Below are 23,242 nucleotides of genomic sequence, written 5' to 3'. Positions count from 1 at the left end.
ATGCCCTTGAACGAGCTTTTGGCGAGCTATCCGCTGGCCTTCATATTATCGATGCTGGCTCTGGGCCTGATTGTTGGCAGTTTCCTCAATGTGCTGGTCTGGCGTCTGCCAAAAATGCTCGAAAGCGAATGGAGGGAACAAGCCCACGATGTGTTGGGTTTAACGCCAGAACCATCAGGCCCGACTTACAACCTGTTGCTCCCACATTCCCAGTGCCCGCACTGCGCTCACCCGATCCGGGCCTGGGAAAACATCCCGGTCCTCAGCTATCTGCTTTTGAGAGGTCGCTGTTCGAAGTGCAAGGCCCCCATCAGCAAACGCTACCCGTTCACCGAGCTGGCTTGCGGTCTGCTTTCTGCCTTCGTCGCCTGGCATTTCGGTTTTGGCTGGCAGGCAGGGCTGATGTTGATCTTGAGCTGGGGCTTGCTGGCGATGAGCCTGATCGATGCCGATCATCAACTGCTGCCGGATGTGTTGGTGCTGCCGTTGCTCTGGCTGGGCTTGATCGTCAACAGCTTCGGCCTGTTCGTGTCCTTGCATGACGCGTTGTGGGGCGCAGTGGCCGGTTACATGAGCCTGTGGTCGGTGTATTGGCTGTTCAAGGTGCTCACTGGCAAGGATGGCATCGGCCAGGGCGACTTCAAGCTCCTGGCGATGCTCGGAGCCTGGGGCGGCTGGCAAATTCTGCCGCTGACGATCCTGCTGTCATCCCTGGTGGGCGCTGTGCTGGGGCTGAGTTTGCTGCGCATGCGTGGCGCGAAAACCTCGACGCCAATGCCTTTCGGCCCCTATCTGGCAATTGCCGGCTGGATTGCCTTGCTCTGGGGTGGTCAAATAACCAACTCTTATCTGCAGTCTGTCGGTTTCAAATGACTAGCCCTGTTCTCAAACCCTGGATTCTCGGCCTGACCGGCGGAATCGGTAGCGGCAAAAGTGCCGCTGCACAGCACTTCATCGACCTCGGTGTGCATCTGGTCGATGCCGATCATGCCGCCCGCTGGGTAGTCGAGCCAGGTCGTCCCGCACTGGCGAAGATCGCCGAGCACTTCGGTGCAGGCGTGCTTCAGGCAGATGGTCAACTGGATCGCGCTGCGCTGCGCAAACTGATCTTTGAAGTTCCTGAAGAGCGGCGCTGGCTCGAGTCCCTGTTGCACCCACTGATCGGACAGGAAATCGCCAGTCACTTGGCCAAGGCCCAGTCGCCTTATGCAATTCTGGTCTCGCCACTGTTGGTAGAGTCCGGGCAGTACACACAGACACAACGTGTGCTGGTGATCGATGCGCCAGAGCAACTGCAAATCGAGCGAACCCTGCTGCGTGACCAGACCAGCGAGCAACAGGTCCAGGCGATTCTCAAAGTTCAGGCCAGCCGTGAAGAACGCTTGCGCCATGCCAACGATGTGCTGGTCAATGATCGCGATCTAAACTGGTTACATAGCGAGGTCGAACGCTTGCATCACTTTTATCTTACTTTGCGTGGAGGCCAGTCATGAGCCAACCCTTGACCGTCGAATGCCCAACCTGCGGTGCCCCTGTGGAATGGAGCGCAACCAATCCCAACCGGCCGTTCTGCTCGGACCGCTGCAAACTGATCGACCTGGGCGCCTGGGCGTCTGAAGAGCACAAGATCCCGGTCAGCCCGGACGCCGAAGACGAGATGTTCTCCGAGGACTTCGACCCTCGTACGCACTAATTAGAAAGTCACGGCCGCATAAAACCGTAATCCTGCCCATCGTCGAGGTTCTCGGCCAGAAACTGCAACTCATCCGCCAGATCCTCGACATTGCGTACGCCCTTGCTCTGCTGCACCACTGCACTGAGCAAGGCGCGCAGACTCAAACCCGGGTCAAAACCCACTTCTTGCGCCGCATCCAGACTCTGACGCAGTTCCTGCCTTGCCCACTCGTAGACACTCATGACCGTGCTCCTGAAGATTTTTCAAAGCATGCAGGGCCTCATGATTTTGGACCTTGATGTGGATCAAGGTCCTTACTTGCGCGGCTCATCGTCCTTCCACGGCGCCGACAGGTAGCGCGTGCGATTGAAGGTTTCCAGCCACTCGGGGCAGAACACCACCAATGCACTGACGATCATGCCGTTGATAAAGGCCTCGGGGAAAATGATCAGCCACAGATAGCCGACAAAGTCCTCCAGCCATTCCGGCATGGCAAAGCGCCCGTCGAACCACAGCAAGCCGAGCGCCAGCAACAGACACAACAACGCCGAAAGCGCCGCTGCAAAAAAGCCTGAACAAAAGATATACACAAAGGGATTACGCGGTTGCGCCCTCTCCACAAGGATCGCGCAGCATTCGGTGACCAACACCGGCAGCAGGATCAGCAACGTGCCATTGACCCCGACTGCCGCCAAATCCTGGCGGCCCAACGCCACCAGCCCGAGTTGCGCGATCAGGCCACCGACAATTGCCAATGGCCAGTCCAGCAGCAAGGTCACCGCGGTCATGCCGATAAAGTGGTAGGACACACCGGTATCGAAGTCCCGTCGCACCAGCCACAACACAAACAACGTGAACACCGTACCGAACAGCAGATGCTGACGCCGACTATCAGTGAACAGCTCGACCCAGGGCGCGCGCGCAATCGCCCAAGCCAGCACCGGTACATAGATGAGCCAGCCGACCGTGAGGGTTTCCGGCGACAGCACGGCTGCACTGATCATGGCCGGACCTTCTCCAGCGCCCACATCGGCGCAAGACTCAGTAACATCACTGACCAAACCTTCACTTCAGACTCCTTGTGCAATAGGGCTCGATGTTACCAGCAGCCAGTCTACACCCCCCTTCCCGCACCCTCCGATCAACTCTTGCTGGTCTTTAAAACCATCAGGCCCAGTGACGTGGATTGTTCAAAATACCCTCATGCTCGGCGAACAGCTTGGGCAACTCGGCCTTGAGGAAATCCACCCAGGTTCTGACTTTGGCATCGAGAAAACGTCGTGATGGGTAAAGCGCATAGACATTGCGCTCCCGTAAACGATAGGTCGCCAGCAGGCGCAGCAACTTGCCTTCACTCACCGGCCGCGTCGCGGTATAGAACGGCAGCAGGCTGATGCCCATACCGGCTTCAGAGGCTTTGACCATGGACTCGGCGACATTGCTCTGGAAGGTCTTGCCGGGGATGACACGATGCTCGCCCTGCTCGTCGTGAAATGTCCATTCATCACTGTACAAAGGATCGAGCATTCGCAGACAGCGATGCTCATTCAGGTCCAAAGGGTTGCCGGGCACGCCATGGCGTTCCAGGTACTCCCTGGAGGCACAAGGCACGCTGTAAATCTGCCCGATGGCCTGTGCGACAAATTGCGTATCGGCTAATTCCTGAGCAATCGAGATGACCACATCGTGACCTTCTTCCAACGGGTCTGGATTGCGCTGCGAAAGGGTCAGCTCGAACACCACGTTGGGGTAGAGTTCTCCATATCGAGCGATCAGCGGCGTGATCAACACGCCCAGGCCGTTCATGCTGTGTACTCGTAGCCGACCACTGGGCTTGAGATGGGCGCCGCGGGCTTCAGCGGTGGCCTCGTTCATTTCCTCGAGTATCTGCCGACCCCGCAACAGAAATCGCTCTCCGGCTTCGGTCAATACCAGACGCCGGGTGGTGCGTTGCAGCAGGCGCGCTTGCACATGCTGCTCCAGATCCGCCACCAACCGCGAAACTTGCGCAGTCGATAAATCGAGCGCCTGCGCTGCTGCGGTAAAACTGCCGCTGTCCACTACGCGGACGAACACCCGCAAGCTATTGAGCAGGTCCATAAACCCTCCTGGCGCGCCGACTGTTGCACTTCATGTAAGGCTCCATCAAGCAAACCGCTCTTTATCCGCAGCAGGCGAGGAATAGACTTTAGACATCAGGATCACCACGGAGAAAAATGAAATGAAAACGTTGATCAGTTTGTTTCTGGCCGTAATGGCCACCTCGGTTATGGCGGCCGGCAACGAGCAAGTCCCGGCGACTCAGTACAACCCCGCACAGCCGCTCGATATCGCCAAGGTGATATCGGTAACGCCCACTGCAAACGCCTGCGAAGTGGTGCCAGCGACCATGGTGTATGTCGACCACCAGGGTGAAACCCATCGTCTGGTTTATCAGGTAATGGGCGGCTGCTCGGGCAACTCTTGATCAACCCCGAGCAGCACGACTCATGCGACTATCCGTTTCGCCTGCAATGCCAGTTCATGCAGGCTGGTCAACCGCTGCATGATGCGTTCGACCACTTCCACCCTGGCCACCGCACCACGTTGAAGCTCACCCATTGAGTGCAACGCGACCTCGGCCTTTTCCAGGCCCAAACGCGTCGAACCCGCCAAGTGTTCGATACCCTGGCGTGCATGCTCGGCAGACTGTTCCAGGCCCGTAGCGATCTGTCGGATCTGCGCACTGGAATCAGCGGCCTGGCGAGACAGATTACGCACCTCGTCCGCCACCACCGCAAAACCCCGACCATGGTTGCCCGCCCGCGCGGCCTCGATGGCAGCATTCAATGCCAGCAAATTGGTCTGTCGGGCAATGTCCTGAATGCTGCCCACAATGGCGCCAATTCGTACCGACTGGCTGCCCAGTTCGTTGAATACCTGATCGAGACCCTGCATGTAGAGATTCAGATCACCCAGCACGCTCGCCGAGGACTGCATGCTTTGCGCACTCGACTGCACCCGTTCGCCTGCAGTCCGTGCCAACTGATTGGCGAAGCGCATGTCCTCCTCCGTCTGCAGCACCGCCAGGGTCAACTGCTCCAGGGTGGCCTGCACGTGTGCGCCCGGCCACACAGGTTCGGGCACCTGCGTCAGCGTCTGCACAACGGCCACGGGGGCACTGAGTACCGGAGTCTCCGGCTCGCGCTCCGGCGGATCCTGCAGCACGAGCGTCGGCTGCCGATGATAGAGCGCGGCGGCAAGCAGCAACGCAAGGTTTATCCCGCCGGCCAGCAGCAGGCGTCCACTGTCGCCCCAGGCCAACACCACTGCGCCTATGCCTGCTGCAGTCAACAGCGATCCGGCCCAGACTTTTTGTGCCATATAAACCTCCATGCCGATCAAAGCAGCGTCCAGGTGTAACTGAGGATCAGCCGGTTCTCGTCGATATCGCTGCGGTAGTTGGAACGCGCCATAGCGTTGCGCACCCGCATCCCCAGCCCCTTCAAGGTTCCGCTCTGCACCACGTAGCCGATATCAAGATCGCGCTCACGATCCTTGCCTTCGAAGCCCTTGCCGGTGTCGACGTTATTACCCGTGATGTAACGCACCGTGCTGGTCATACCGGGCAACCCCAAGGCCGCATAGTCGTAGTCGTAACGCACCTGCCAGGAACGCTCATCGGTGTAGGCGAACTCGTAGGTTGGCACCTCGTTGCCTAGCGGTGTGATGTTGGCGAAAACCCGCGGGAAGGCGCTATCGCCATACATTCCCTGATAACCGAGGTAGAAGGTATGGCCGCCGTGTTTGGCCGACAGCAAGGAGAAGAACGCCTGATTATCAATCGTGCCCAGCAGCTTTTTACCGTCCTCTTTGGAGTCGTAGTAACCCAGGTTGGCGCCCAGGGTCCAATCACCGAACGGTTCGCTGTGTTTGAGGCCCAGGAAGCGCTGGTTGTAGATATCTTCCAGTTGCCCATACCAGGCACTGACTGACGTGCGTTTGTCATTGAAGGCGTAATCTGCACCGGCATAGTTGAAGCCATCACTGCTGACCTGGCGTTGCGGCACATGACCGAGCATGGCCTGCATTTTTTCCTCACCGGCTTCGTTGCGCAGGCTGGTTGAACTCAAATGACCGCCCTGCAGGGTCAGTCCATCGATCTCGCTCGAGGTGATGCTCGCCCCCTTGTAGCTGGGGGGTAGCAGACGGATATCGCTGAAGGCCAACACGGGGAGATTGGGTTGTAACTCACCGACTCGCAGTTCGGTCTTCGAGTAACGCAGCTTCAGTGCAGCCTCCAGACGGCTGTACTCATTCGCCGCACGACCATCGCTCTGCACCGGTAACAGCCCGGTGTTCGCCCGGTCCGGGCTGCTATCGAGTTTGATGCCCAACAGCCCTATGGCATCCACGCCCACCCCGATTGGCCCTTGGGTATAACCCGACTTGAAATTGAGGATAAAACCTTGCGCCCACTCCTCCGCCTTCGACTGTTTGTTGGCCCCGACGATGTCGGAAAAATCGCGACTGAAGTAGTAATTGCGTGCCTGCAAGGTGGCGCTGGCGTCCTCAATGAAGCCGCCCTCGGCGGCCATCAGGCCGCTGGAAAAACTCAAGGCGAGCGCCAGGGACAACACTGAACGAGTTGCTGGGAAAGTCTGTTTCATCGTTTTGCTCTTATTGTTATTGATCGACAGGTTGCAGTGCTCCACCCGCACAGGTTTCGATGCGGGTGTTTTGGACGTCAGCGCGCCACCTCCTGGCCGCTGGTTGCCTGAGTCACGGGGGCGGGTCGCCGGACACTCAGCAACAGGTGCGTGACCATGCCGAAAATCAGCCCCCAAAAGGCTGCGGACAAACCGAACAGGGACATACCCGATGCCGTGGTGAGAAAGGTCACCAGCGCCGCCTCGCGGTCACTCGGGACCGCCATGGCGCCAGCTAGGCTGCCGGCAATCGCGGCGAACAGTGCCAACCCGGCCAAGGCCGCAATCAGCTCTTTAGGGAAGGCGGAAAACAGCGAGACCAGCGTGGCGCCGAAGATGCCCAGCAGCAGGTAGCAGAGGCCACCCACAACCCCGGCGATGTAACGTTTTCCGGGATCCTCATGGGCTTCACGCCCGGTGCAAATGGCGGCGGTAATGGCCGCCAGATTCAGACCATGGCAGCCGAAGGGTGCCAATAGCGCAGTGGCCAACGCGCTGCTGGCGATGATTGGGCTCGCTGGCGTGGCATAACCGCTGGCACGCAGCACCGCCATACCCGGCACGAACTGACCGGTCAGCGCCACCATCACCAATGGCAAGGCGATATTCAGGGTTGCGCTCAAACTGAAATGCGGCGTAATCCACACCGGTGTAGCCAGGCCGATCACCAGTGCCTCGCGATGTAAATCGCCTGCCAGCAAGGCGATGGAGCAACCGACCAGTAGCACCACCAACACCGCGTAACGCGGTATCACGCGCTTGCACACCAGATAGGTGACGAACATCGTCAGGACCAGCAGCGGCTTACTCTGCAAGGAAACGAACAACCCGGTACCGAAGCTGAACAGAATGCCCGCCAGCATTGCCGCAGCGATCGCCGCTGGCAGCTTGCTGATGATGCGGTCGAAGGCCCCTGACACCCCGACCAGAAAGATGATCAGGCTGCTGATCAGATAGGCACCCACGGCCTCATGCATGGAAATACCCGGCAAGAGTGCCACCAACAGTGCCGATCCGGGTGCCGACCAGGCGATGATCACCGGCACCCGGTAACGCAGGCTCAGCCCTATGCCAAGCAATGCACTGCCAATGGAAATGGCCCACACCCAGGACGACAGCACTTCACGGGATAGATGGGCGGTATCGGCCGCCTGGAAAATGATCACCAGGGGCCCGGCATAGGAAATCACCGTGGCGATAAATCCGGCGACCGCGGCGGACAGGGAAAAATCGCGGAACAACGCTTTCATGGGACCTCGTCGCAAGGCTCATCAGAGCATCCATGGCACACGGCCCGGATGCTCTTGTCAGGGGGAATTGACTTGTTCAGGCGTAACCGCAGGCATGGCAGAACGCCGCGCCCCCCGGCCCTCAGACTCAGGCCCCGGTTATCTCCAGCGCCGACGCAACGCCATTGGCGGAGCGCTGACTGCTGATGGCGAACAATGTCATGGCGATGGCGGCGATGGCGCCCGGCAAGGCGAAGGCCATGAAGTTGAGCTGTAGCGGAAGGCTGATACCCAGCAGAGCACCGCCGAGCAGCGGGCCGACGATGGCACCGTTGCGACCAATACCCGAGGCCCAACCCAGACCGGTGGAACGAATGGTCATGGAGTAAAACTGCGCGGCGCAGGCATACAGCAGGATTTGCGAACCGATGGTGGTGGCGCCAGCAATGGCAATCAGCAGGTACAGCACAGGTGTCGGGCTCTTGAAACCGAGCAAGGTGATCGACACGGCGGCAATGGTGAAGAACACCGCCAACACCCGCGGCAGATTATGTTTATCGCCCAATACCCCGCCGCCTATCGCGCCGAAGATTGCGCCGAAGTTGAGTACCAGCAGGAAGGACAGACTCGAACCCAGGCTGTAGCCGGCATTGGCCATCAGCTTCGGCAGCCAGGAACTCAAGGCGTAGACCATCAGCAGGCAGCAGAAAAATGCTGCCCAGAGCATCAGCGTGCGCACTGCACGACCTTCACGGAACAGTTGCAGAACCGGAGTGCCGGTGCCTTTCACTTCCGCCATGTGCAGATGATCAGTGGCCTGCGCCACATAATTGGGGTCGATCCGTTCGAGGACCTTGCGTGCCTCTTCATTACGCCCCTGGCGCAGCATGAAACCCACCGACTCGGGCAGGAAGTACATGATCAGTGGCAACAGCAGCAACGGCAGCGCCGCCACATAGAACACCGCCTGCCAACCGAAGCTGGGGATCAGCACAATGCCCAGTCCAGCGGAGAGCATGCCACCCACCGAGTAACCGCTGAACATGATGGCAACCAGCGTGCTTCGGATCTTTTTCGGCGCGTACTCGTTCATCAGCGCCACCACATTGGGCATCACACCGCCAATGCCGAGCCCGGCAATGAAACGGCAAATACCAAACTCCGCAGGGCTACTGGCAAAGCCATTCAGTACGGTGAAACTGCTGAAGAGCATGACGCAGATGGTGATGGCTTTTTTCCGGCCGATCTTGTCCGAGAGCGGGCCGAAAAACAGCGCCCCGAACATCATGCCGAACAGCGCATAACTGCCCAATGCACCCGCTTCAAGAGGGCTCAGCCCCCACTCCTTCATCAGCATGGGCAGAACCACGCCGTAGATCACCAGGTCGTAGCCATCGAAGATGATGATCAGGGCACACCAGAACAACACCATCCAGTGGAAGCGGTTGAAGCGTGCGTTGTCGATAACCTCATGTACGTCGATATTGCGCATGGCATCTGTCTCTTGTTGTTGTTTTTAGAACGACGGACGAGAACTCCATCGTTTTTTGTTGAGGCCATGTCAGGTTATGGAGGCGAATAAGAACGCAATATCCGCTTTGTGCAGATCGCTATCCGTTTCGTGCAGAGGTGTGTCAGGTATCTGCGGTGAGCCGCCGAGCAGGGGAAAAGACCGTAAAGGTCAGATATGGCGAACCTGTCAAAAAATTCATGTGGCGGGGAACGGGCTGAAATGCGGGCGCCTCTAGGATGTGCTCAAGCCTAAAGCTTAAGCCCGCAAACATTCTTGCTGGCAGAACCCGAGTATTGGAGATCCCCCATGAAAACCCTTAAAGCTTTGTTGATCGTTACTCTGATTAGCGCTTCTGCGGCAGCGATGGCCGAAGGTGGTAGCGATCAGGTAATGGCCCGGATGGACGCCGCGCGGGACGCCTCGATGGCGCACTACCAACAGTCTGAACATGCCAAGGCCGTAGCGAGTACTCAGAAAGCGGCTTCCAGCGATGTTGAACGCTCAAACTGACAGTGTTTTACCAGTCAAGTCGACTGGGCAGCCGAGTTAATCGCCATGCGCTTAGCGTGTCATGGGATGCAAACGGATAACTGCGCAAACGATGTTTTAACCGAATCGCTGACTCGCCTTGTGGCAGTGGGACTCGACGAGGAGGAGGCGGTGAAATATCGCCTCAGGCTGGGACTCCGGGGTACTCCGAGAGTCCTGGCGGTGGGTGGCAACATCAGGTATTTCGCAAAAAATAACGCTGCCTATCTTTGCCCGATGGCATCGTCACTCCGCTGTTGGATGAGCAGCAGAATCAGCGCTGCCGCTGAAAATGCCGCGCCCGCGTAGAACGCTACCGCTGCGCCGTATACCTGCCAAAGTCCGCCGGCGATGACGCTGGCCAACAGCAAAGCAATCCCGCTGACCAGGTTGAACAGCCCAAAGGCTGTGCCTTTAAGATGGGGAGGTGTCGTGTCCGCTACCAGTGTCGCCAGTATTCCTTGACTGAAGCCCATGTGCAGCCCCCATAAAGCGACACCCAATAGCACCATGCTGACGGACTCGGCATAAGCCAACACCACATCAGCAAGAATCAGCAGCACCAAACCGACACTGAGTAACGCCGTGCGGCTGATACTGTCTGACCACTTTCCAACCGGATACGCTGACAACATATAGAACCCGGCCATCACCACCATGACCAGAGGAACCCAGGTAGCAGAGAATCCTGATTGCTGGGCACGCAAGATCAGGAAAGCCTCACTGAAACGCGCCAGGGTGAACGCCGCGCCTATGCCCACGACCCACCAATAGCTTTTTGAAAACTGCCTCAATGAGGTCATTTGTATGGGCGAGCGGAAATGCCGTGGTACGGCTTCATGCTCTGGCTCATTAATCCCGAAAAACAGCAGCATGACCGCCAATACAGCGGGAATCACTGCAAACCACAGCACCATGGAAATATCGTCGGCAAACCACAGCATCAGAAAAATGGCCAGGATGGGGCCTAAAAAGGCGCCTACAGTATCCATCGACTGACGTAACCCAAAGCACGCGCCTCGAATAGCAGGCGGGGCCACATCTGCGACTAACGCATCACGCGGAGCACCGCGAATTCCTTTACCAATCCGGTCGAGGATTCGGGCGGTGAAGACCAATTCCGCAGAGGCCGCCAGAGGAAATAGTGGTTTTGTAAGCGCTGCAAGACCGTAGCCCAACAGCAGCAGTTCTTTCCTGCGGCCAATGAAGTCGCTGATTGCTCCAGAAAAGACTTTAACGATCAGTGCTGTTGCCTCCGCTATCCCTTCGATGAGTCCAACGGTCATCACGCTGATGCCCAGCGTACCCACCAAAAATACGGGTAAAAGGCTATGCACCAGCTCCGACGATAGATCCATGAACAGACTGACGAATCCCAGCGCCCAGATCGTGCGCGGAATGGTTCGGGTCGAGCTACCTGCAAGTTCGCCCATCTCTTTTACCCCGGGGTGATTAGCCTGGTTCATTTTGCAATCACTTTAAGCCCTGCACGACGTACACCCATACACCTGACCGTTGAATACCGTAGCTTCTAGAGCATTAAACCACTGGGCCACCCAGTGGTTTTTCTATCCATGAATGACCTGCGGGCTAATCAACCGCCCCATTGCCGAGCGCATCGTCACCCGCGTCGAGTCGGTAACCCACGCCTGGAATTGTAAGAATCAGAGAGTGATCGAATCCTTCATCGAGCTTGCGTCGCAAGCGATAGATATGTTTATCGATTACGTTGTCGTTGGGATCAAACTCATAGTCCCAGGCGCTCTCAAGCAACATCATGCGGGACACGACCTCACCGCTGTGACGCATGAGTTTTTCCAGGATCAAGGTTTCACGATAGGCCAGAGCAATGGTTCGCCCCTGACGCGTCGCCTGGCGCACAGCACAGTCGAGGTACAGGTCACCGACCCTTAGACTGCGCGCAGGCCCTGGTTGCTGATCGCGGGTGCGTAGCAAGGCATCCAGCCGAGCCAGGACTTCGACAAAGGCATAGGGCTTAGCCAGGTAATCATCGCAGCCGGCCTGCAAACCTTCGACTCGCTGTTGAGTCGAAGCCAGCGCACTGAGCATCAGCACCGGCATGGCAATGTGCTGGCGGCGCAGCTCCCGCACCAGCGCCAAGCCGTCCATGCCTGGCAGGCGTCTATCGATAATCAACGCATCGTAGATACCTTCCAGCGCCAAGGCCAAGCCCGTTGGACCATCTTCGGCGGCATCAACGATATGCCCACTCTCACTCAATCCCCGTACCAGATAGTTTGCCGCGCGAGTATCGTCTTCAATCACCAGGATGCGCATGCAGACCTCTGCGCCAGCGAACCTAAACTTTCTTTCATGTTCCCGCGACCTTTGCGTCTATGTCGATTTGGCACACTATGCCATCCCCAAGGTCGAGAGCCAGTGCCACGACCTGTAAACGTCAACCACAGAGCTGCGCTTAACGCTTATGACCCATGTATTGGTTGTTGAGGATGACCCCGTCACCTCTCGCGAGATAGAAGCCGCTCTTCAGGATCACGGCTTCGACGTGACACTGGTCGACAATGGCCGGGACGGCTTGCTGCAAGCAATCAGCGATACATTCGACATTATCATCCTGGACCGCATGCTGCCTGGCGCTCTGGATGGCTTGGGCATGCTCACGGCGTTACGCGCCTCGGGCATTGCCACGCCGGTACTGATTCTAAGTGCTTTAAGCGCCCTGGATGACCGAGTCAAGGGACTGCGCGCAGGAGGGGACGACTATCTAACCAAGCCCTTCGAGTTCATCGAGTTGACCGCGCGTCTGGATGCACTGAGCCGACGGCGCGTCCAGCAACCGGGCCAGGACCGCGAAAACCGCCTGCGCGTGGGCAATCTTGACCTCGACCTGCTGCGCCGCTCAGTGCGGCGGGGAGAACGGCAAATTGATTTGCTGCCCCGTGAATACGCCTTGCTTGAATACTTGGCGCAACACGCAGGGCAAGTCGTCACCCGCACGATGTTGTTCGAGGCGGTATGGAATTACAGCTACGACGAGCGTACCAACGTCATCGAAGTACATATTGGTCGCCTTCGCCGCAAGATTGATGGCGATGGCGAAGCCCCCATGCTCCAAACCATTCGCGGGGCCGGCTATGTTCTCCGTTCACCTGAGTGAAATCCCACGCACCATCAGCTTTCGCACCGCCCTGATGTTTCTGGCGTTGTTCGGATGCTCGTTCTTCGCCTTGTTTGGTTATATTTACTGGCAAACAACCGGGTATCTCATCTCCGAAGTGGACACAGTCCTGTATCACGAGATGGATAAACGGAGCCATCAGACGCCCGTCTTGCGCCAGCAGGAAATCCTCAAACATACCGAGCAGGATCCGGACGGTCGACTCCCTTACACAGTGTTCGATACTCAAGGTAAGCCCATCGCGGGAGCATTACAGTCCTTACCTCAAGTGCGCGACTACGACAAACCCACTGAGTTCGTCTGGGATAAAGCTAAAGGCCGCGACCGGCCAGTCCGTTTTATTGCCCATCACCTGGAAGATGGCACAACCTTGCTGATAGGCCAGGACATTCACGATATCCGTGAGTTCGACGAACTATTGGTCAATGCCCTGATTTCTGGAGGGGCTCTGTTATTGGTGGTAGGCCTGCTCGGTGCCATCGCGCTAGGTTACTTCGCCCGGCGACGCCTGGATGCTCTCAGTCGGTCCATAAAAAAAATTGTCGAAGGCGATCTAAGCCGACGTCTTCCCACGCGCGGCAACCGCGACGACATCGACCGTATCGCCAGTGTGGTAAACGGCATGCTTGATGCGCTTGAACGGCTGATGAGTGAAGTAAAAGGTGTCTGCGATGATATAGCCCATGATCTACGCACACCGCTTACTCGCCTGATCGCAGGACTCGAGCGTGCACAGCGGCGCAACCTGAGCCAAGAGGAATACGCCAGCGCCATTGATGCCGCCATCGAGGAAGCGAAGGGCTTGATGCAAACTTTCCGCGCCCTGCTGCGTATTTCAGAAATCGAAGGCAGCGCCCGCCGTAGCAACTTTACCGTAGTCGATCTCAACAGGATTGGCGCCGACGCCACGGAGCTTTTCGAGCCGCTGGCTGAGGAGCGTGGCATGACCCTCGAATTCATTCCCAGCTCAATGCCTGCCAATCTATCGGGTGACCCACAGTTGCTGTTCGATGCGGTCTGTAACCTACTCGACAACGCCATCAAGTTCTCTGCGCCCGACGGTCGTGTGCGCGTCGATATTATTGCCGATGCGACCCGTAGCGGGCTGAGCGTCAGCGATAATGGTCCTGGCATACCAGAAGCCGAGCGTGAGGCCGTATTCCGGCGTCTTTACCGCTCAGAGTCCAGCCGCCACACGGTAGGAAATGGACTGGGTTTAAGCATGGTTTCGGCAATTGCGCGATTACATGACATGACACTCAAAGTCCATGATGCACAGCCGGGTTGCCGGGTTGACCTGATTGGAAAAACACTTCCAGCTTGAATGATCGACATAAACAAAGACGGTAATATGAGCATTTGCTAAATATTCAGCATGATTAGACAGATTAATCGTGTGTTTCAGGGGTCCATCCAGGTCACGAGCGGATCCTTATCACACCTGCCCCTTCCCGATGAATATGCGCTCGCCACAGTAACGACAAAGGGATGGGCAACTTCTGATGTTGAATCATGCACCGCTAAAGGCCACCGTCAATCCCTTTGAAAACCTGGAGAGGTTGGCCGCTCATGTATAGTTATTTAGTCAGTGCCGTCGTAGGCGCTTTAGCGGGTTGGCTATGCACTGACTCAGCACTTGAGTACGCAGCTCTTCTGGTTGTTAGTCTGGGGTGGGGGGCTGTCCTAAGCCGGTTTTCTGGCAGCATGAAGCAATGGGGATTCGGGGTAGCAGGTTACTGTTCTGGCGTGCTGTTTTTCTCAAAAAACTTCGCCGGGCTTTATGCATTGTCGACAAAAGGGTTTTATGGGACCGTTATAAGAGAGCTGCCCGAACTGTTTTTGATGGCAATTATTTTGCCCCTGCTTGGGGTTGTGGTGACCCAGCTAATTTTATTGGTTATCAAGGATTGAACTGTATTTACCACCGCAGCACTTGACCACCTGCTTTTTTGTAGAAGCTTTACACTTTGCGTAGAACATAGACTCGCCACATGGAGTACAGCGGGATGAAGTCCAGTCGCTCCTGAATTCGAAAACCCACCTTTATAAATTCAGCCTCAGCTACCGCCCTAGGAATAACAAGTTGGCTCTGATGTTCGCGCCCACCTTCTTTGGTGCGCCGACGCTGCTCATGATGCTTTCGCCGCCAAGACTTGAAGTTACCGTCCACCCACAAAGAGATGATTACCGTATCTCGGGTAACTCGATAAAACTCGTTCAGCATGGCTAATCGATGTAGCGGGTTGCCGACGTGGTGTAATAAACGCATGCTGAAAATACTATCGACAGCATTGTCTGGCAGTTCGATATCAACTGCGGATGTTTGTAACGTCCGTACGCGTTGTGCAACGTGCGCAGGTTGAGATCTGCAAGCAGTCTCAATCATCTCACCCGAGTTATCCGCTCCGATGATGATCCTGTTCTGCTTCTGCGCCAGCAATGGCCAAAACCTTCCGGTGCCGCAAGGAAGGTCAAGAACGAGCCCAGGCTCACCAGCCAGTGCCAACGCCTTGCGAGCCAGTTGATCATCCCGCCAGTGCGACAGCCTGCGAGCAAGCCCGGCCTGATACCTCAAAACGCATTGTTGCGCTTGCTCCAGATCGTTCCTTTCAAAAAATTTAAGCTTGATTGGGCCGCTCATAATGCCCTCCGGCTACTCATAAACCGAAGGCTAAGCATTTATAAGTATCCAAGAGGTCCATACGGTGTGAAAAACTTGTTCGCCCTCTATTTTTAAAGCGCCCCCTCAAGACACCACTCGAGCGGGCGGTGCTTGATACCTGGCCTTTCAAACGCGTGGCGAAGCCAGGCAGCAAATGCCCGACAGACTTTATTCCTTCGGATCACATTTGGACGCTAAGCTTGGCGTATGGATGACTCAGATTATTTGCGCCTGCTCACCATCGCGGCCGAACAAGCCAACGCGTTCCTGTCCAATGCCCGCAAATGGGAGCGTGAGCGTTGGGTCTGCCAGCGCCTGCTACAAGGCTTGAATATCCCCTATCGCGCCGACGAATTCGCTCCCGCTGGGGAGCCACCGGACGTGCTGTTTCGTGACGCGAGTTTCGAGGTGTTCTTCGTGCTCGATGAAGGGCGACGCTTGAACGATGAATGGCGCGATGAGCTGCAGCGCCGTCGCAGCGCGTTTTCCCTGAGCCAGCTGGTGCGCCGCGAAGCCAAACCCAGGCGTATCCCCGCCAACGAATTTCTGTTGCGACTGGCGCCGACCCTGCGCAAAAAAGCGCATAACTACAAAGAGCGCGGCATGGACCTGGGCGAGCTGGACATCATCGCCTTCGCCAGCCTCAAGCGTGAAGTGCTCGACCTCAACAGCCACTTCCCGCCACCAACCGAATACCTGCGCCAAGGCTGGCGCTCGCTGTCGCTGGTCGGTCCAACCTTCGCCCGCGTACTGTTCGCCCACCCGGAAGCCCCCGACTTCCTGCGCAACAACCTGGGGCGAAGCATCGTCTTCGACGTCGGTATCAGCCTATGAACCCGTTGCAAGGGTAACTGGCGAAGGGTCTTTCAAGCCGTTCGCGAATATGGCGCAATCACTGCGCGAGTGATACAAAGTGCAATCATTCGCCTGGGGACAGTGTGTGTGCATCGAGCTCCTGCAAGCGAGCGGCTATGCTCTTTTTAACGCTGGATGAATCCGCGCTGTAGCTTCTACAAATTTCGCAACGTCTACCTGACGAGGCCTTTATGACCAGCCGCCTGAACCCCGACGACCAGAAACATGTCGAAGAGTACCTGCAACTGTCCCAGCACCGAGTCGAGCGCAGGCCTTTCCGGCCCTGGATGCTCCTCGTGGTGGTATTGGCAGTGACGATTGGTCTTGGCCTGTTGAGTCGCCTTTTGAGTTATCTGACGCTATGAGCTGCGTGGCGCTCGCTCGGATAACTGCACCGATTTCTTTTAGCCTTGCGAGATATCCCTATGACCCATCGTATTGTCATCGTTGGCGGCGGCGCCGGCGGCCTGGAGTTAGCTACCCGTCTGGGTAAGACTCTGGGCAAGCGTGGTACGGCCAGTGTGGTACTGGTCGACGCGAACCTGACGCACATTTGGAAACCGCTGTTGCACGAAGTCGCAGCCGGTTCGCTGAACTCTTCTGAAGACGAACTCAATTATGTTGCCCAGGCAAAATGGAACCACTTCGAGTTCCAGCTAGGGCGCATGAACGGGCTTGATCGCGACCAGAAGAAAATCCAGCTCGCGGCCACCCTGGACGAAAAAGGCGAAGAGCTGGTCCCAGCCCGCGAACTGGCCTACGACTCTCTGGTGATTGCGGTAGGCAGCACCACCAACGATTTCGGTACCCAAGGCGCGGCAGAGCACTGCCTGTTCCTTGACACCCGCAAACAGGCTGAACGCTTCCATCAGCAATTGCTCAACCACTACCTGCGCGCCCACGCAGGGCAAACCGATACGGTCGAACAAATCAGCGTGGCCATCGTCGGCGCTGGCGCCACGGGCGTCGAACTGGCGGCAGAGCTGCATAACGCTGCCCATGAACTGGCGGCTTACGGCCTGGGCCGGATAAAACCGGAAAACATGCACATCACCTTGATCGAAGCCGGGCCAAGGGTGCTGCCAGCATTGCCGGAGCGCATTGGCGGCCCTGTGCATAAAACCCTGGAAAAACTCGGGGTCACGGTGCTGACCAACGCGGCCGTCAGTGAGGTCACCGCTGACAGCCTGATCACCAGCAGCGGCCAGGTGATCCCTGCCAGCCTGAAAGTCTGGGCAGCCGGGATTCGGGCGCCGGGATTCCTCAAGGATATCGCCGGTCTGGAAAGCAATCGGATCAATCAGCTACAAGTGCTCCCAACCCTGCAAACCACCCGTGATGAGAATATCTTCGCCTTCGGTGATTGCGCGGCCTGCCCGCAACCAGGAACCGATCGCAACGTACCACCACGGGCACAAGCCGCGCATCAGCAGGCCTCACTGCTGGCCAATTCGCTGAAACTGCGCATCGAAGGCAAGACCTTGCCCGAGTACCGCTACACGGATTACGGCTCGCTGATTTCGCTGTCGCGTTTTTCGGCTGTGGGTAACTTGATGGGCAACCTGACCGGCAGCGTGATGCTGGAGGGCTGGCTGGCGCGGATGTTCTATGTGTCGTTGTATCGGATGCACCAGGTGGCGCTATACGGGGCGTTCCGCACGGCGATGCTGATGCTGGGCAGCAAAATCGGACGTGGGACCGAGCCACGCCTCAAGCTGCATTAACAACGTGGTCTAGTGTGGGAGCAAGCCCGCTCCCACATTTGCCCTGCGGCGTCCTGGAGGCTTTCACCAAACAAAAAAAATCCCCGTATCTTTCGATACGAGGATTTTTAATATGGTCGGGGTAAGGGGATTCGAACTCCTGACATCCTGCTCCCAAAGCAGGCGCGCTACCGGACTGCGCTATACCCCGGTAAAAAAAAGGCACCCTTTAAAAGGCGCCTTCTGCGATCCAGGCTTTTGGCCTGAATCTTAAGATCTAATCCCAGCGAACTGGTATCAAAAATGGTGGGTCGTGTGGGATTCGAACCTACGACCAATTGGTTAAAAGCCAACTGCTCTACCAACTGAGCTAACGACCCAAAAATGGTCGGGGTAAGGGGATTCGAACTCCTGACATCCTGCTCCCAAAGCAGGCGCGCTACCGGACTGCGCTATACCCCGGTTTGAAATTGGCTCCGTGACCAGGACTCGAACCTGGGACCCAATGATTAACAGTCATTTGCTCTACCGACTGAGCTATCACGGAACTACATATTTCAATTACAACATTTGACGCTTTGTTGCACTCTCTTCGACCCGTTCGCATCGCTGCGTTCGTGTGTCTGAGGCGCGCTATTCTACAATTTTAAGCACCTCTGTCAACCCCCTAATTTGCATTCAAGTTAATGATTTGCAACTTATTTCAGATTCCTGCTTGGGGAGCAGAAACCCTTCAGGGTGACTTACTGCGGGGCGCACTTTACAAGCCTTTTCCTTAGAGTTCAACAGCCTGGCGAAAAAAAGGCCTCGCAATGCGAGGCCTTCTTTATTTCACTGGCATTACGACTCAGCCGAAAACAATTTCGTCGTTTTCCACCTTGCCGACGGCCGTCTCGCCCGGCATGAACCGACCGGACAGAATCAGTTGCGCCAGCGGGTTCTCGATCCAGCGCTGGATCGCTCGTTTGAGCGGCCGTGCGCCATAGACCGGGTCGTAACCCACCGCAATCAACTTGTCCATCGCCTCAGGGCTGAGCTCCAGTTTCAGCTCGCGCTCAGTCAGGCGACTGCGCAGACGACCCAACTGGATCTCGGTGATGCCTGCGATCTGATCCCTCGCCAACGGCTCGAAGATCACCACTTCGTCGACCCGGTTGATGAACTCCGGCCGGAAGTGCGTGGAAATCGCATCCATCACTGCCGCACGCTGCGCTTCACGATCCCCAACCAATTCCTGGATCTGTACCGAGCCCAGGTTGGAGGTCATGACGATCACGGTGTTTTTGAAATCCACCGTGCGGCCATGACTGTCAGTCAGTCGGCCATCTTCCAGCACTTGCAGCAAGATGTTGAAGACGTCCGGATGGGCCTTCTCGACCTCGTCCAGGAGGATCACCGAATACGGCTTGCGACGCACCGCCTCAGTCAGGTAACCGCCCTCCTCATAGCCTACGTAGCCCGGCGGCGCACCAATCAGACGCGCCACGGAATGTTTTTCCATGAACTCGGACATATCGATGCGCACCATTGCCTCTTCAGTATCAAAGAGGAATTCGGCCAGCGCCTTGCACAGCTCGGTTTTACCCACACCGGTAGGGCCCAGGAACATGAACGAGCCACTTGGGCGATTCGGATCGGACAACCCGGCACGGGAACGCCGCACCGCGTTGGACACCGCTATCACAGCCTCGTCCTGACCGATCACACGTTGGTGCAACAGGCTTTCCATCTTCAACAGTTTGTCGCGCTCACCTTCGAGCATTTTCGATACCGGAATACCGGTCCACTTCGAAACGACTTCGGCGATCTCTTCCTCGGTCACTTTGCTGCGCAGCAACTGGTTTTCGCTTTTGCCGTGCTGATCGACCATCTGCAGGCTGCGTTCCAGGTCCGGGATCACCCCGTACTGCAACTCGGCCATGCGGTTGAGATCGCCTTTGCGGCGGGCAGTTTCCAGTTCCTGGCGAGACTGTTCGATTTTCTGCTGGATCTGCGCCGAACCCTGCACCTCGGCTTTTTCTGCGTTCCAGATTTCTTCCAGATCCGAATACTCACGTTCCAGCCGGACGATGTCCCCCTGCAATTTCTCCAGGCGTTTGATCGCGGCTTCGTCGTCTTCTTTCTTCAATGCCTGGGCTTCAACCTTCAGCTGAATCAGGCGACGCTCCAGACGATCCAGCACTTCCGGCTTGGAGTCGATTTCCATACGAATACGGCTGGCTGCTTCGTCGATCAGGTCGATGGCCTTGTCCGGCAATTGACGGTCGGTAATGTAGCGATGGCTCAGTTTGGCCGCCGCGATGATCGCACCGTCGGTGATCGCCACCTTGTGGTGGACCTCATAACGCTCTTTCAAGCCGCGCAGGATCGCGATGGTGTCTTCTTCGCTCGGCTCCTCCACCAGGACTTTCTGGAAACGCCGTTCGAGCGCCGCGTCCTTCTCTATGTATTGACGGTACTCGTTGAGAGTGGTCGCGCCAATGCAATGCAGCTCGCCTCGCGCCAGAGCGGGCTTGAGCATGTTACCTGCATCCATCGAGCCTTCGCCCTTGCCGGCGCCAACCATGGTGTGCAGTTCGTCGACGAACAGGATGATCTGCCCTTCCTGCTTCGACAGTTCATTGAGCAACGACTTCATGCGCTCTTCGAACTCACCGCGGAACTTGGCACCGGCGATCAGCGACCCCATATCCAACGACAGCAAGCGCTTGCCTTTCAGGCCGTCTGGCACTTCGCCATTGATGATCCGCTGGGCCAAGCCTTCTGCGATGGCGGTTTTACCCACCCCAGGCTCGCCGATCAGCACCGGGTTGTTCTTGGTGCGGCGTTGCAGCACCTGGATGGTCCGGCGAATTTCGTCATCACGGCCGATCACCGGGTCGAGCTTGCCTTCTTCGGCGCGCTTGGTCAGGTCGACGGTGTATTTGTCCAGGGCCTGGCGCGACTCTTCGTGGTTGGGGTCATTGACCGCCTCACCACCGCGCAGGTTGTTAATTGCGTTCTCCAGGGCTTTCTTGCTGACGCCTTGGCCAAGCAGCAACTTGCCGAGCTTGCTGTTCTCGTCCATAGCGGCGAGCAGAACCAGCTCGCTGGAAATAAACTGGTCGCCTTTTTGCTGCGCCAGGCGATCTGCCTGATTGAGCAGGCGCGCCAGGTCCTGCGACATGTTCACGTCGCCGGTAGGGTTCTGGATTTTCGGTAGACGGTCGAGCTCTTTGGTCAACTCTTTGCGCAGGCTATTGATGTCGAAGCCCACTTGCATCAACAGGGGTTTGATCGAACCACCCTGTTGCTCAAGCAGTGCCTGCATCAAGTGCGCCGGTTCAATGCCCGGATGATCGAGGCCAACCGCCAGAGACTGAGCATCGGATAAGGCTAACTGTAACTTGCTGGTTAAACGGTCTATACGCATAGGTCACCTTCCTAGTTGAGCAGGCCGGAGCGATGGACACACCTAAATGAAGAAACCTGCCAGATACCTCACTAGATGAGGTCGATTCTGGAAGATTCAAGCGGCGCAGGGTTGACGCAGATCAGGAGAGTTTAGCGCTCAAGCCAGATAAGGGAGGCAAACCGACCGGTGCGCGGACTGCGGCGGTAGGAATAGAAGCGCGGGTCGGTCACGGTGCAGAAACCACCGCCATACACCTCTGTGACACCGCACACGGCCAAGCGCAGGCGCGCCAGCTCATAGATATCAGCCATAAAACGCCCGGCGTTACGGCTTGGCACAAAGGCCTGGGCCGTTTGCGGAAGATGCTGAACAAAGGCTTCACGAACTTCCGGACCGACTTCAAACGCTTGCGGCCCGATAGCAGGACCTAGCCAGACCATCACCTCGCAAGGTGGCACGGCAAGACTGTCTAGCGTGGCTTCAAGCACTCCAGCCGCCAACCCGCGCCAACCGGCATGGGCCGCTGCGACGCGAGTGCCTGCGCGGTCACAGAACAGCGCAGGCAGGCAGTCCGCAGTCATCACCGTACAGGCGATGCCCGGCGTCGCGGACCAACTGGCGTCGGCTGCTGCGACACAACCTGGATCTGCATGAGCCACAGCAACGCCATGAACTTGCTGCAACCAGGCCGGCTGAATAGAGAAATGATCGGTCAGACGACGGCGATTCTCGACAACAGCCTCAGGGCTGTCTTCGACGTGGTCGCCAAGGTTGAGGCTGTCGAACGGCGCCAGACTGACGCCGCCCGCACGGGTGGTGACGCAGGCTTTCACCCCGGCCGGCGCAGGCCAGTCAGGAATCAGCCAGTGGGTCATCCGATGAACGCCTCACGGTCCTGTTTGAGCAGCGACAGCAACCAGACGAAATCGTCGGGCAGTGGCGATTCCCAGCTCATACGCTTACCGGTCGTCGGATGATCCAACTCCAGGAAACGCGCATGCAGAGCCTGACGCGGGAAAGTTTTCAGCGATTCGACCATGGTCAAACTGGCTGCCGGCGGGATGCGGAAACGTCCGCCATAGGCAGGATCTCCGACCAACGGGAAGTTGATGTGAGCCATGTGCACGCGAATCTGGTGTGTACGACCGGTTTCCAGCTTGACCCGCACGTGGGTGTGGGAGCGAAAACGCTCAAGCACGCGGTAATGACTGACCGCCTGCTTGCCACCCTCCATCACTGCCATACGCTGACGTTGCTGGCCATGACGACCGATAGGCGCGTTGATCTTGCCGCCGGCGGTGACCACACCGATCACGATGCACTCGTAGATCCGGCTGACACTGCGGCTCTGCAGCTGAGTGACCAGCTGGGTCTGCGCCTGAATCGTCTTGGCCACCACCATCAAACCGGTGGTGTCCTTGTCGAGACGGTGCACGATACCGGCGCGCGGCACATTGATAATGTCCGGAACGTGGTGCAGCAAAGCGTTGAGCAGGGTGCCGTCAGCATGACCGGCAGCCGGGTGCACCACCAAGCCCGCAGGCTTGTTGATTACCAGGATGTCGTCGTCTTCGTAGACGATATCGAGCTTGATGTCTTGAGCGATCCATTCTCCTTGGGCTTCCTGCTCGGCAGTCAGCTCAAGAATGGCGCCACCATGAACGATGTCTCGCGGGCGGATAACCGCCCCATCCACAGTCAGGCGGCCGTCTTTGATCCAGGCGGAAAGGCGCGAGCGCGAGTGCTCAGCGAATAATTGTGCGGCGACTTGATCGAGGCGTTGGCCGCCCAATTCGGACGGCACCTCTGCGCGAAGTTCAATTTTATCGGACATG

24 protein-coding genes and 4 tRNA genes are annotated in these 23,242 nt (G+C 57.4%); 11 read left to right on the top strand and 17 right to left on the bottom strand.

From position 1 onward, the window contains the following. Genes ACZYSM_RS08635 through yacG form a run of 3 tightly spaced genes read left to right on the top strand, consistent with a single transcriptional unit; the run spans position 1 to position 1,693 of the window. A complete protein-coding gene (locus tag ACZYSM_RS08635) occupies positions 1 to 873 on the top strand; it encodes a prepilin peptidase (protein ID WP_489070758.1) in 873 nt (290 codons plus the stop codon). Continuing rightward, positions 870 to 1,493, top strand: a complete 624-nt coding sequence (coaE, locus tag ACZYSM_RS08630; RefSeq protein WP_489070756.1) for a dephospho-CoA kinase — start codon at positions 870 to 872, stop codon at positions 1,491 to 1,493. Before ACZYSM_RS08635 ends, coaE begins: the two co-directional genes overlap by 4 nt. After that, positions 1,490 to 1,693, top strand: a complete 204-nt coding sequence (gene yacG, locus ACZYSM_RS08625) for a DNA gyrase inhibitor YacG (RefSeq protein WP_489070754.1) — start codon at positions 1,490 to 1,492, stop codon at positions 1,691 to 1,693. Before coaE ends, yacG begins: the two co-directional genes overlap by 4 nt. An 8-nt stretch (positions 1,694 to 1,701) precedes the next feature. Here yacG and ACZYSM_RS08620 read toward each other — a convergent pair whose 3' ends face one another. From ACZYSM_RS08620 to ACZYSM_RS08610, 3 genes are all read right to left on the bottom strand, one after another. Then, a complete protein-coding gene (locus ACZYSM_RS08620) occupies positions 1,702 to 1,917 on the bottom strand; it encodes a hypothetical protein (RefSeq protein WP_489070752.1) in 216 nt (71 codons plus the stop codon). Positions 1,918 to 1,989: 72 nt separating this feature from the next. Next, entirely contained in the window at positions 1,990 to 2,679 is a 690-nt protein-coding gene (locus tag ACZYSM_RS08615) for an energy-coupling factor ABC transporter permease (protein WP_489070750.1), read from the bottom strand. Positions 2,680 to 2,842: 163 nt separating this feature from the next. Beyond that, positions 2,843 to 3,775 (bottom strand): LysR family transcriptional regulator, encoded by a 933-nt coding sequence (locus ACZYSM_RS08610; RefSeq protein ID WP_489070748.1) that lies wholly within the window; start codon positions 3,773 to 3,775, stop codon positions 2,843 to 2,845. 121 nt (positions 3,776 to 3,896) lie between these two features. On the opposite strand from ACZYSM_RS08610, the gene ACZYSM_RS08605 reads away from it, so the two are divergent. Next, entirely contained in the window at positions 3,897 to 4,142 is a 246-nt protein-coding gene (locus tag ACZYSM_RS08605; protein ID WP_489070746.1) for a DUF2790 domain-containing protein, read from the top strand. Positions 4,143 to 4,162: 20 nt separating this feature from the next. On the opposite strand, the gene ACZYSM_RS08600 is transcribed toward ACZYSM_RS08605, so the two are convergent. From ACZYSM_RS08600 to ACZYSM_RS08585, 4 genes are all read right to left on the bottom strand, one after another. Continuing rightward, on the bottom strand, positions 4,163 to 4,612 hold the full coding sequence (locus tag ACZYSM_RS08600; RefSeq protein ID WP_489070846.1) for a methyl-accepting chemotaxis protein: 450 nt from the start codon (positions 4,610 to 4,612) through the stop codon (positions 4,163 to 4,165). A 443-nt stretch (positions 4,613 to 5,055) separates the two neighbouring features. Beyond that, entirely contained in the window at positions 5,056 to 6,324 is a 1,269-nt protein-coding gene (locus tag ACZYSM_RS08595; protein ID WP_489070744.1) for an OprD family porin, read from the bottom strand. A gap of 77 nt (positions 6,325 to 6,401) precedes the next feature. After that, positions 6,402 to 7,613 carry a benzoate/H(+) symporter BenE family transporter gene (locus ACZYSM_RS08590; protein ID WP_489070742.1) on the bottom strand — a complete coding sequence of 404 codons (1,212 nt, stop codon included), beginning with the start codon at positions 7,611 to 7,613 and terminating at the stop codon, positions 6,402 to 6,404. Between the two features lie 127 nt (positions 7,614 to 7,740). Beyond that, entirely contained in the window at positions 7,741 to 9,084 is a 1,344-nt protein-coding gene (locus ACZYSM_RS08585) for an aromatic acid/H+ symport family MFS transporter (protein ID WP_489070740.1), read from the bottom strand. Positions 9,085 to 9,411: 327 nt separating this feature from the next. Between ACZYSM_RS08585 and ACZYSM_RS08580 the strand changes: the two genes are divergently transcribed. Continuing rightward, positions 9,412 to 9,615 (top strand): co-regulatory protein PtrA N-terminal domain-containing protein, encoded by a 204-nt coding sequence (locus ACZYSM_RS08580; protein ID WP_489070738.1) that lies wholly within the window; start codon positions 9,412 to 9,414, stop codon positions 9,613 to 9,615. A 242-nt stretch (positions 9,616 to 9,857) separates the two neighbouring features. Here the strand turns inward: ACZYSM_RS08580 and ACZYSM_RS08575 are convergent, their stop codons facing one another. Both ACZYSM_RS08575 and ACZYSM_RS08570 read right to left on the bottom strand, forming a co-directional pair. Continuing rightward, entirely contained in the window at positions 9,858 to 11,066 is a 1,209-nt protein-coding gene (locus tag ACZYSM_RS08575; protein WP_489070844.1) for an MFS transporter, read from the bottom strand. 157 nt (positions 11,067 to 11,223) lie between these two features. Beyond that, positions 11,224 to 11,931: a response regulator transcription factor gene (locus ACZYSM_RS08570; RefSeq protein ID WP_489070736.1), complete on the bottom strand. Its 708-nt coding sequence runs from the start codon at positions 11,929 to 11,931 to the stop codon at positions 11,224 to 11,226. Between the two features lie 148 nt (positions 11,932 to 12,079). Here ACZYSM_RS08570 and ACZYSM_RS08565 point away from each other — a divergent pair, with 148 nt between their 5' ends. The 3 genes from ACZYSM_RS08565 (at position 12,080) to ACZYSM_RS08555 (ending at position 14,704) form a co-directional block, all read left to right on the top strand. After that, entirely contained in the window at positions 12,080 to 12,772 is a 693-nt protein-coding gene (locus tag ACZYSM_RS08565; protein WP_489070734.1) for a response regulator transcription factor, read from the top strand. Then, positions 12,750 to 14,117: a sensor histidine kinase gene (locus ACZYSM_RS08560; protein ID WP_489070732.1), complete on the top strand. Its 1,368-nt coding sequence runs from the start codon at positions 12,750 to 12,752 to the stop codon at positions 14,115 to 14,117. Before ACZYSM_RS08565 ends, ACZYSM_RS08560 begins: the two co-directional genes overlap by 23 nt. 245 nt (positions 14,118 to 14,362) lie before the next feature. After that, positions 14,363 to 14,704 carry a hypothetical protein gene (locus ACZYSM_RS08555; protein ID WP_489070730.1) on the top strand — a complete coding sequence of 114 codons (342 nt, stop codon included), beginning with the start codon at positions 14,363 to 14,365 and terminating at the stop codon, positions 14,702 to 14,704. A gap of 49 nt (positions 14,705 to 14,753) precedes the next feature. Here ACZYSM_RS08555 and ACZYSM_RS08550 read toward each other — a convergent pair whose 3' ends face one another. Beyond that, on the bottom strand, positions 14,754 to 15,434 hold the full coding sequence (locus ACZYSM_RS08550; protein WP_489070728.1) for a class I SAM-dependent methyltransferase: 681 nt from the start codon (positions 15,432 to 15,434) through the stop codon (positions 14,754 to 14,756). A gap of 228 nt (positions 15,435 to 15,662) precedes the next feature. Between ACZYSM_RS08550 and ACZYSM_RS08545 the strand changes: the two genes are divergently transcribed. The 3 genes from ACZYSM_RS08545 to ACZYSM_RS08535 all read left to right on the top strand — a co-directional run bounded on the left by ACZYSM_RS08545 (position 15,663) and on the right by ACZYSM_RS08535 (position 18,034). After that, the gene (locus ACZYSM_RS08545; RefSeq protein WP_419116713.1) at positions 15,663 to 16,289 is read left to right on the top strand and encodes a DUF1780 domain-containing protein; all 627 of its coding nucleotides are present in this window, start codon (positions 15,663 to 15,665) and stop codon (positions 16,287 to 16,289) included. Positions 16,290 to 16,501: 212 nt separating this feature from the next. Next, positions 16,502 to 16,675 carry a DUF3094 family protein gene (locus tag ACZYSM_RS08540; RefSeq protein ID WP_489070725.1) on the top strand — a complete coding sequence of 58 codons (174 nt, stop codon included), beginning with the start codon at positions 16,502 to 16,504 and terminating at the stop codon, positions 16,673 to 16,675. 60 nt (positions 16,676 to 16,735) lie between these two features. Then, a complete protein-coding gene (locus ACZYSM_RS08535) occupies positions 16,736 to 18,034 on the top strand; it encodes an NAD(P)/FAD-dependent oxidoreductase (RefSeq protein ID WP_489070723.1) in 1,299 nt (432 codons plus the stop codon). Between the two features lie 113 nt (positions 18,035 to 18,147). On the opposite strand, the gene ACZYSM_RS08530 is transcribed toward ACZYSM_RS08535, so the two are convergent. The 7 genes from ACZYSM_RS08530 to rluD form a co-directional block, all read right to left on the bottom strand. Beyond that, positions 18,148 to 18,224 (bottom strand) — tRNA-Pro (locus tag ACZYSM_RS08530). Between the two features lie 93 nt (positions 18,225 to 18,317). Continuing rightward, positions 18,318 to 18,393 (bottom strand) — tRNA-Lys (locus ACZYSM_RS08525). Between the two features lie 5 nt (positions 18,394 to 18,398). Beyond that, positions 18,399 to 18,475: transfer RNA gene (locus ACZYSM_RS08520), tRNA-Pro, on the bottom strand. 9 nt (positions 18,476 to 18,484) lie between these two features. Next, positions 18,485 to 18,560: transfer RNA gene (locus ACZYSM_RS08515), tRNA-Asn, on the bottom strand. Positions 18,561 to 18,860: 300 nt separating this feature from the next. Further along, positions 18,861 to 21,425, bottom strand: a complete 2,565-nt coding sequence (gene clpB, locus ACZYSM_RS08510) for an ATP-dependent chaperone ClpB (protein ID WP_489070721.1) — start codon at positions 21,423 to 21,425, stop codon at positions 18,861 to 18,863. Between the two features lie 131 nt (positions 21,426 to 21,556). Continuing rightward, the gene (gene pgeF / locus ACZYSM_RS08505; protein ID WP_489070719.1) at positions 21,557 to 22,282 is read right to left on the bottom strand and encodes a peptidoglycan editing factor PgeF; all 726 of its coding nucleotides are present in this window, start codon (positions 22,280 to 22,282) and stop codon (positions 21,557 to 21,559) included. After that, a complete protein-coding gene (gene rluD, locus ACZYSM_RS08500) occupies positions 22,279 to 23,241 on the bottom strand; it encodes a 23S rRNA pseudouridine(1911/1915/1917) synthase RluD (RefSeq protein ID WP_489070717.1) in 963 nt (320 codons plus the stop codon). Before rluD ends, pgeF begins: the two co-directional genes overlap by 4 nt. Position 23,242 lies beyond the last annotated feature (1 nt).

Source organism: Pseudomonas sp. F220, from assembly GCF_057813935.1.
The sequence above is the reverse complement of the archived record's forward strand: the minus strand, read 5'-3'. Positions and strand labels throughout refer to the sequence as shown.

Excerpts from the sequence above, each read along its gene's own strand:
- ACZYSM_RS08585 (WP_489070740.1), bottom strand. The coding sequence starts at position 9,084 with ATGCGCAATATCGACGTACATGAGGTTATCGACAACGCACGCTTCAAC.
- coaE (WP_489070756.1), top strand. The coding sequence starts at position 870 with ATGACTAGCCCTGTTCTCAAACCCTGGATTCTCGGCCTGACCGGCGGA.
- ACZYSM_RS08620 (WP_489070752.1), bottom strand. The coding sequence starts at position 1,917 with ATGAGTGTCTACGAGTGGGCAAGGCAGGAACTGCGTCAGAGTCTGGAT.
- ACZYSM_RS08590 (WP_489070742.1), bottom strand. The coding sequence starts at position 7,613 with ATGAAAGCGTTGTTCCGCGATTTTTCCCTGTCCGCCGCGGTCGCCGGA.
- ACZYSM_RS08615 (WP_489070750.1), bottom strand. The coding sequence starts at position 2,679 with ATGATCAGTGCAGCCGTGCTGTCGCCGGAAACCCTCACGGTCGGCTGG.
- yacG (WP_489070754.1), top strand. The coding sequence starts at position 1,490 with ATGAGCCAACCCTTGACCGTCGAATGCCCAACCTGCGGTGCCCCTGTG.
- ACZYSM_RS08545 (WP_419116713.1), top strand. The coding sequence starts at position 15,663 with ATGGATGACTCAGATTATTTGCGCCTGCTCACCATCGCGGCCGAACAA.
- ACZYSM_RS08575 (WP_489070844.1), bottom strand. The coding sequence starts at position 11,066 with ATGGGCGAACTTGCAGGTAGCTCGACCCGAACCATTCCGCGCACGATC.
- ACZYSM_RS08570 (WP_489070736.1), bottom strand. The coding sequence starts at position 11,931 with ATGCGCATCCTGGTGATTGAAGACGATACTCGCGCGGCAAACTATCTG.
- ACZYSM_RS08535 (WP_489070723.1), top strand. The coding sequence starts at position 16,736 with ATGACCCATCGTATTGTCATCGTTGGCGGCGGCGCCGGCGGCCTGGAG.
- ACZYSM_RS08635 (WP_489070758.1), top strand. The coding sequence starts at position 1 with ATGCCCTTGAACGAGCTTTTGGCGAGCTATCCGCTGGCCTTCATATTA.
- ACZYSM_RS08580 (WP_489070738.1), top strand. The coding sequence starts at position 9,412 with ATGAAAACCCTTAAAGCTTTGTTGATCGTTACTCTGATTAGCGCTTCT.
- ACZYSM_RS08550 (WP_489070728.1), bottom strand. The coding sequence starts at position 15,434 with ATGAGCGGCCCAATCAAGCTTAAATTTTTTGAAAGGAACGATCTGGAG.
- clpB (WP_489070721.1), bottom strand. The coding sequence starts at position 21,425 with ATGCGTATAGACCGTTTAACCAGCAAGTTACAGTTAGCCTTATCCGAT.
- ACZYSM_RS08610 (WP_489070748.1), bottom strand. The coding sequence starts at position 3,775 with ATGGACCTGCTCAATAGCTTGCGGGTGTTCGTCCGCGTAGTGGACAGC.
- rluD (WP_489070717.1), bottom strand. The coding sequence starts at position 23,241 with ATGTCCGATAAAATTGAACTTCGCGCAGAGGTGCCGTCCGAATTGGGC.
- ACZYSM_RS08600 (WP_489070846.1), bottom strand. The coding sequence starts at position 4,612 with ATGCAGGGTCTCGATCAGGTATTCAACGAACTGGGCAGCCAGTCGGTA.
- ACZYSM_RS08595 (WP_489070744.1), bottom strand. The coding sequence starts at position 6,324 with ATGAAACAGACTTTCCCAGCAACTCGTTCAGTGTTGTCCCTGGCGCTC.
- ACZYSM_RS08540 (WP_489070725.1), top strand. The coding sequence starts at position 16,502 with ATGACCAGCCGCCTGAACCCCGACGACCAGAAACATGTCGAAGAGTAC.
- ACZYSM_RS08555 (WP_489070730.1), top strand. The coding sequence starts at position 14,363 with ATGTATAGTTATTTAGTCAGTGCCGTCGTAGGCGCTTTAGCGGGTTGG.
- ACZYSM_RS08560 (WP_489070732.1), top strand. The coding sequence starts at position 12,750 with ATGTTCTCCGTTCACCTGAGTGAAATCCCACGCACCATCAGCTTTCGC.
- ACZYSM_RS08565 (WP_489070734.1), top strand. The coding sequence starts at position 12,080 with ATGACCCATGTATTGGTTGTTGAGGATGACCCCGTCACCTCTCGCGAG.
- pgeF (WP_489070719.1), bottom strand. The coding sequence starts at position 22,282 with ATGACCCACTGGCTGATTCCTGACTGGCCTGCGCCGGCCGGGGTGAAA.
- ACZYSM_RS08605 (WP_489070746.1), top strand. The coding sequence starts at position 3,897 with ATGAAAACGTTGATCAGTTTGTTTCTGGCCGTAATGGCCACCTCGGTT.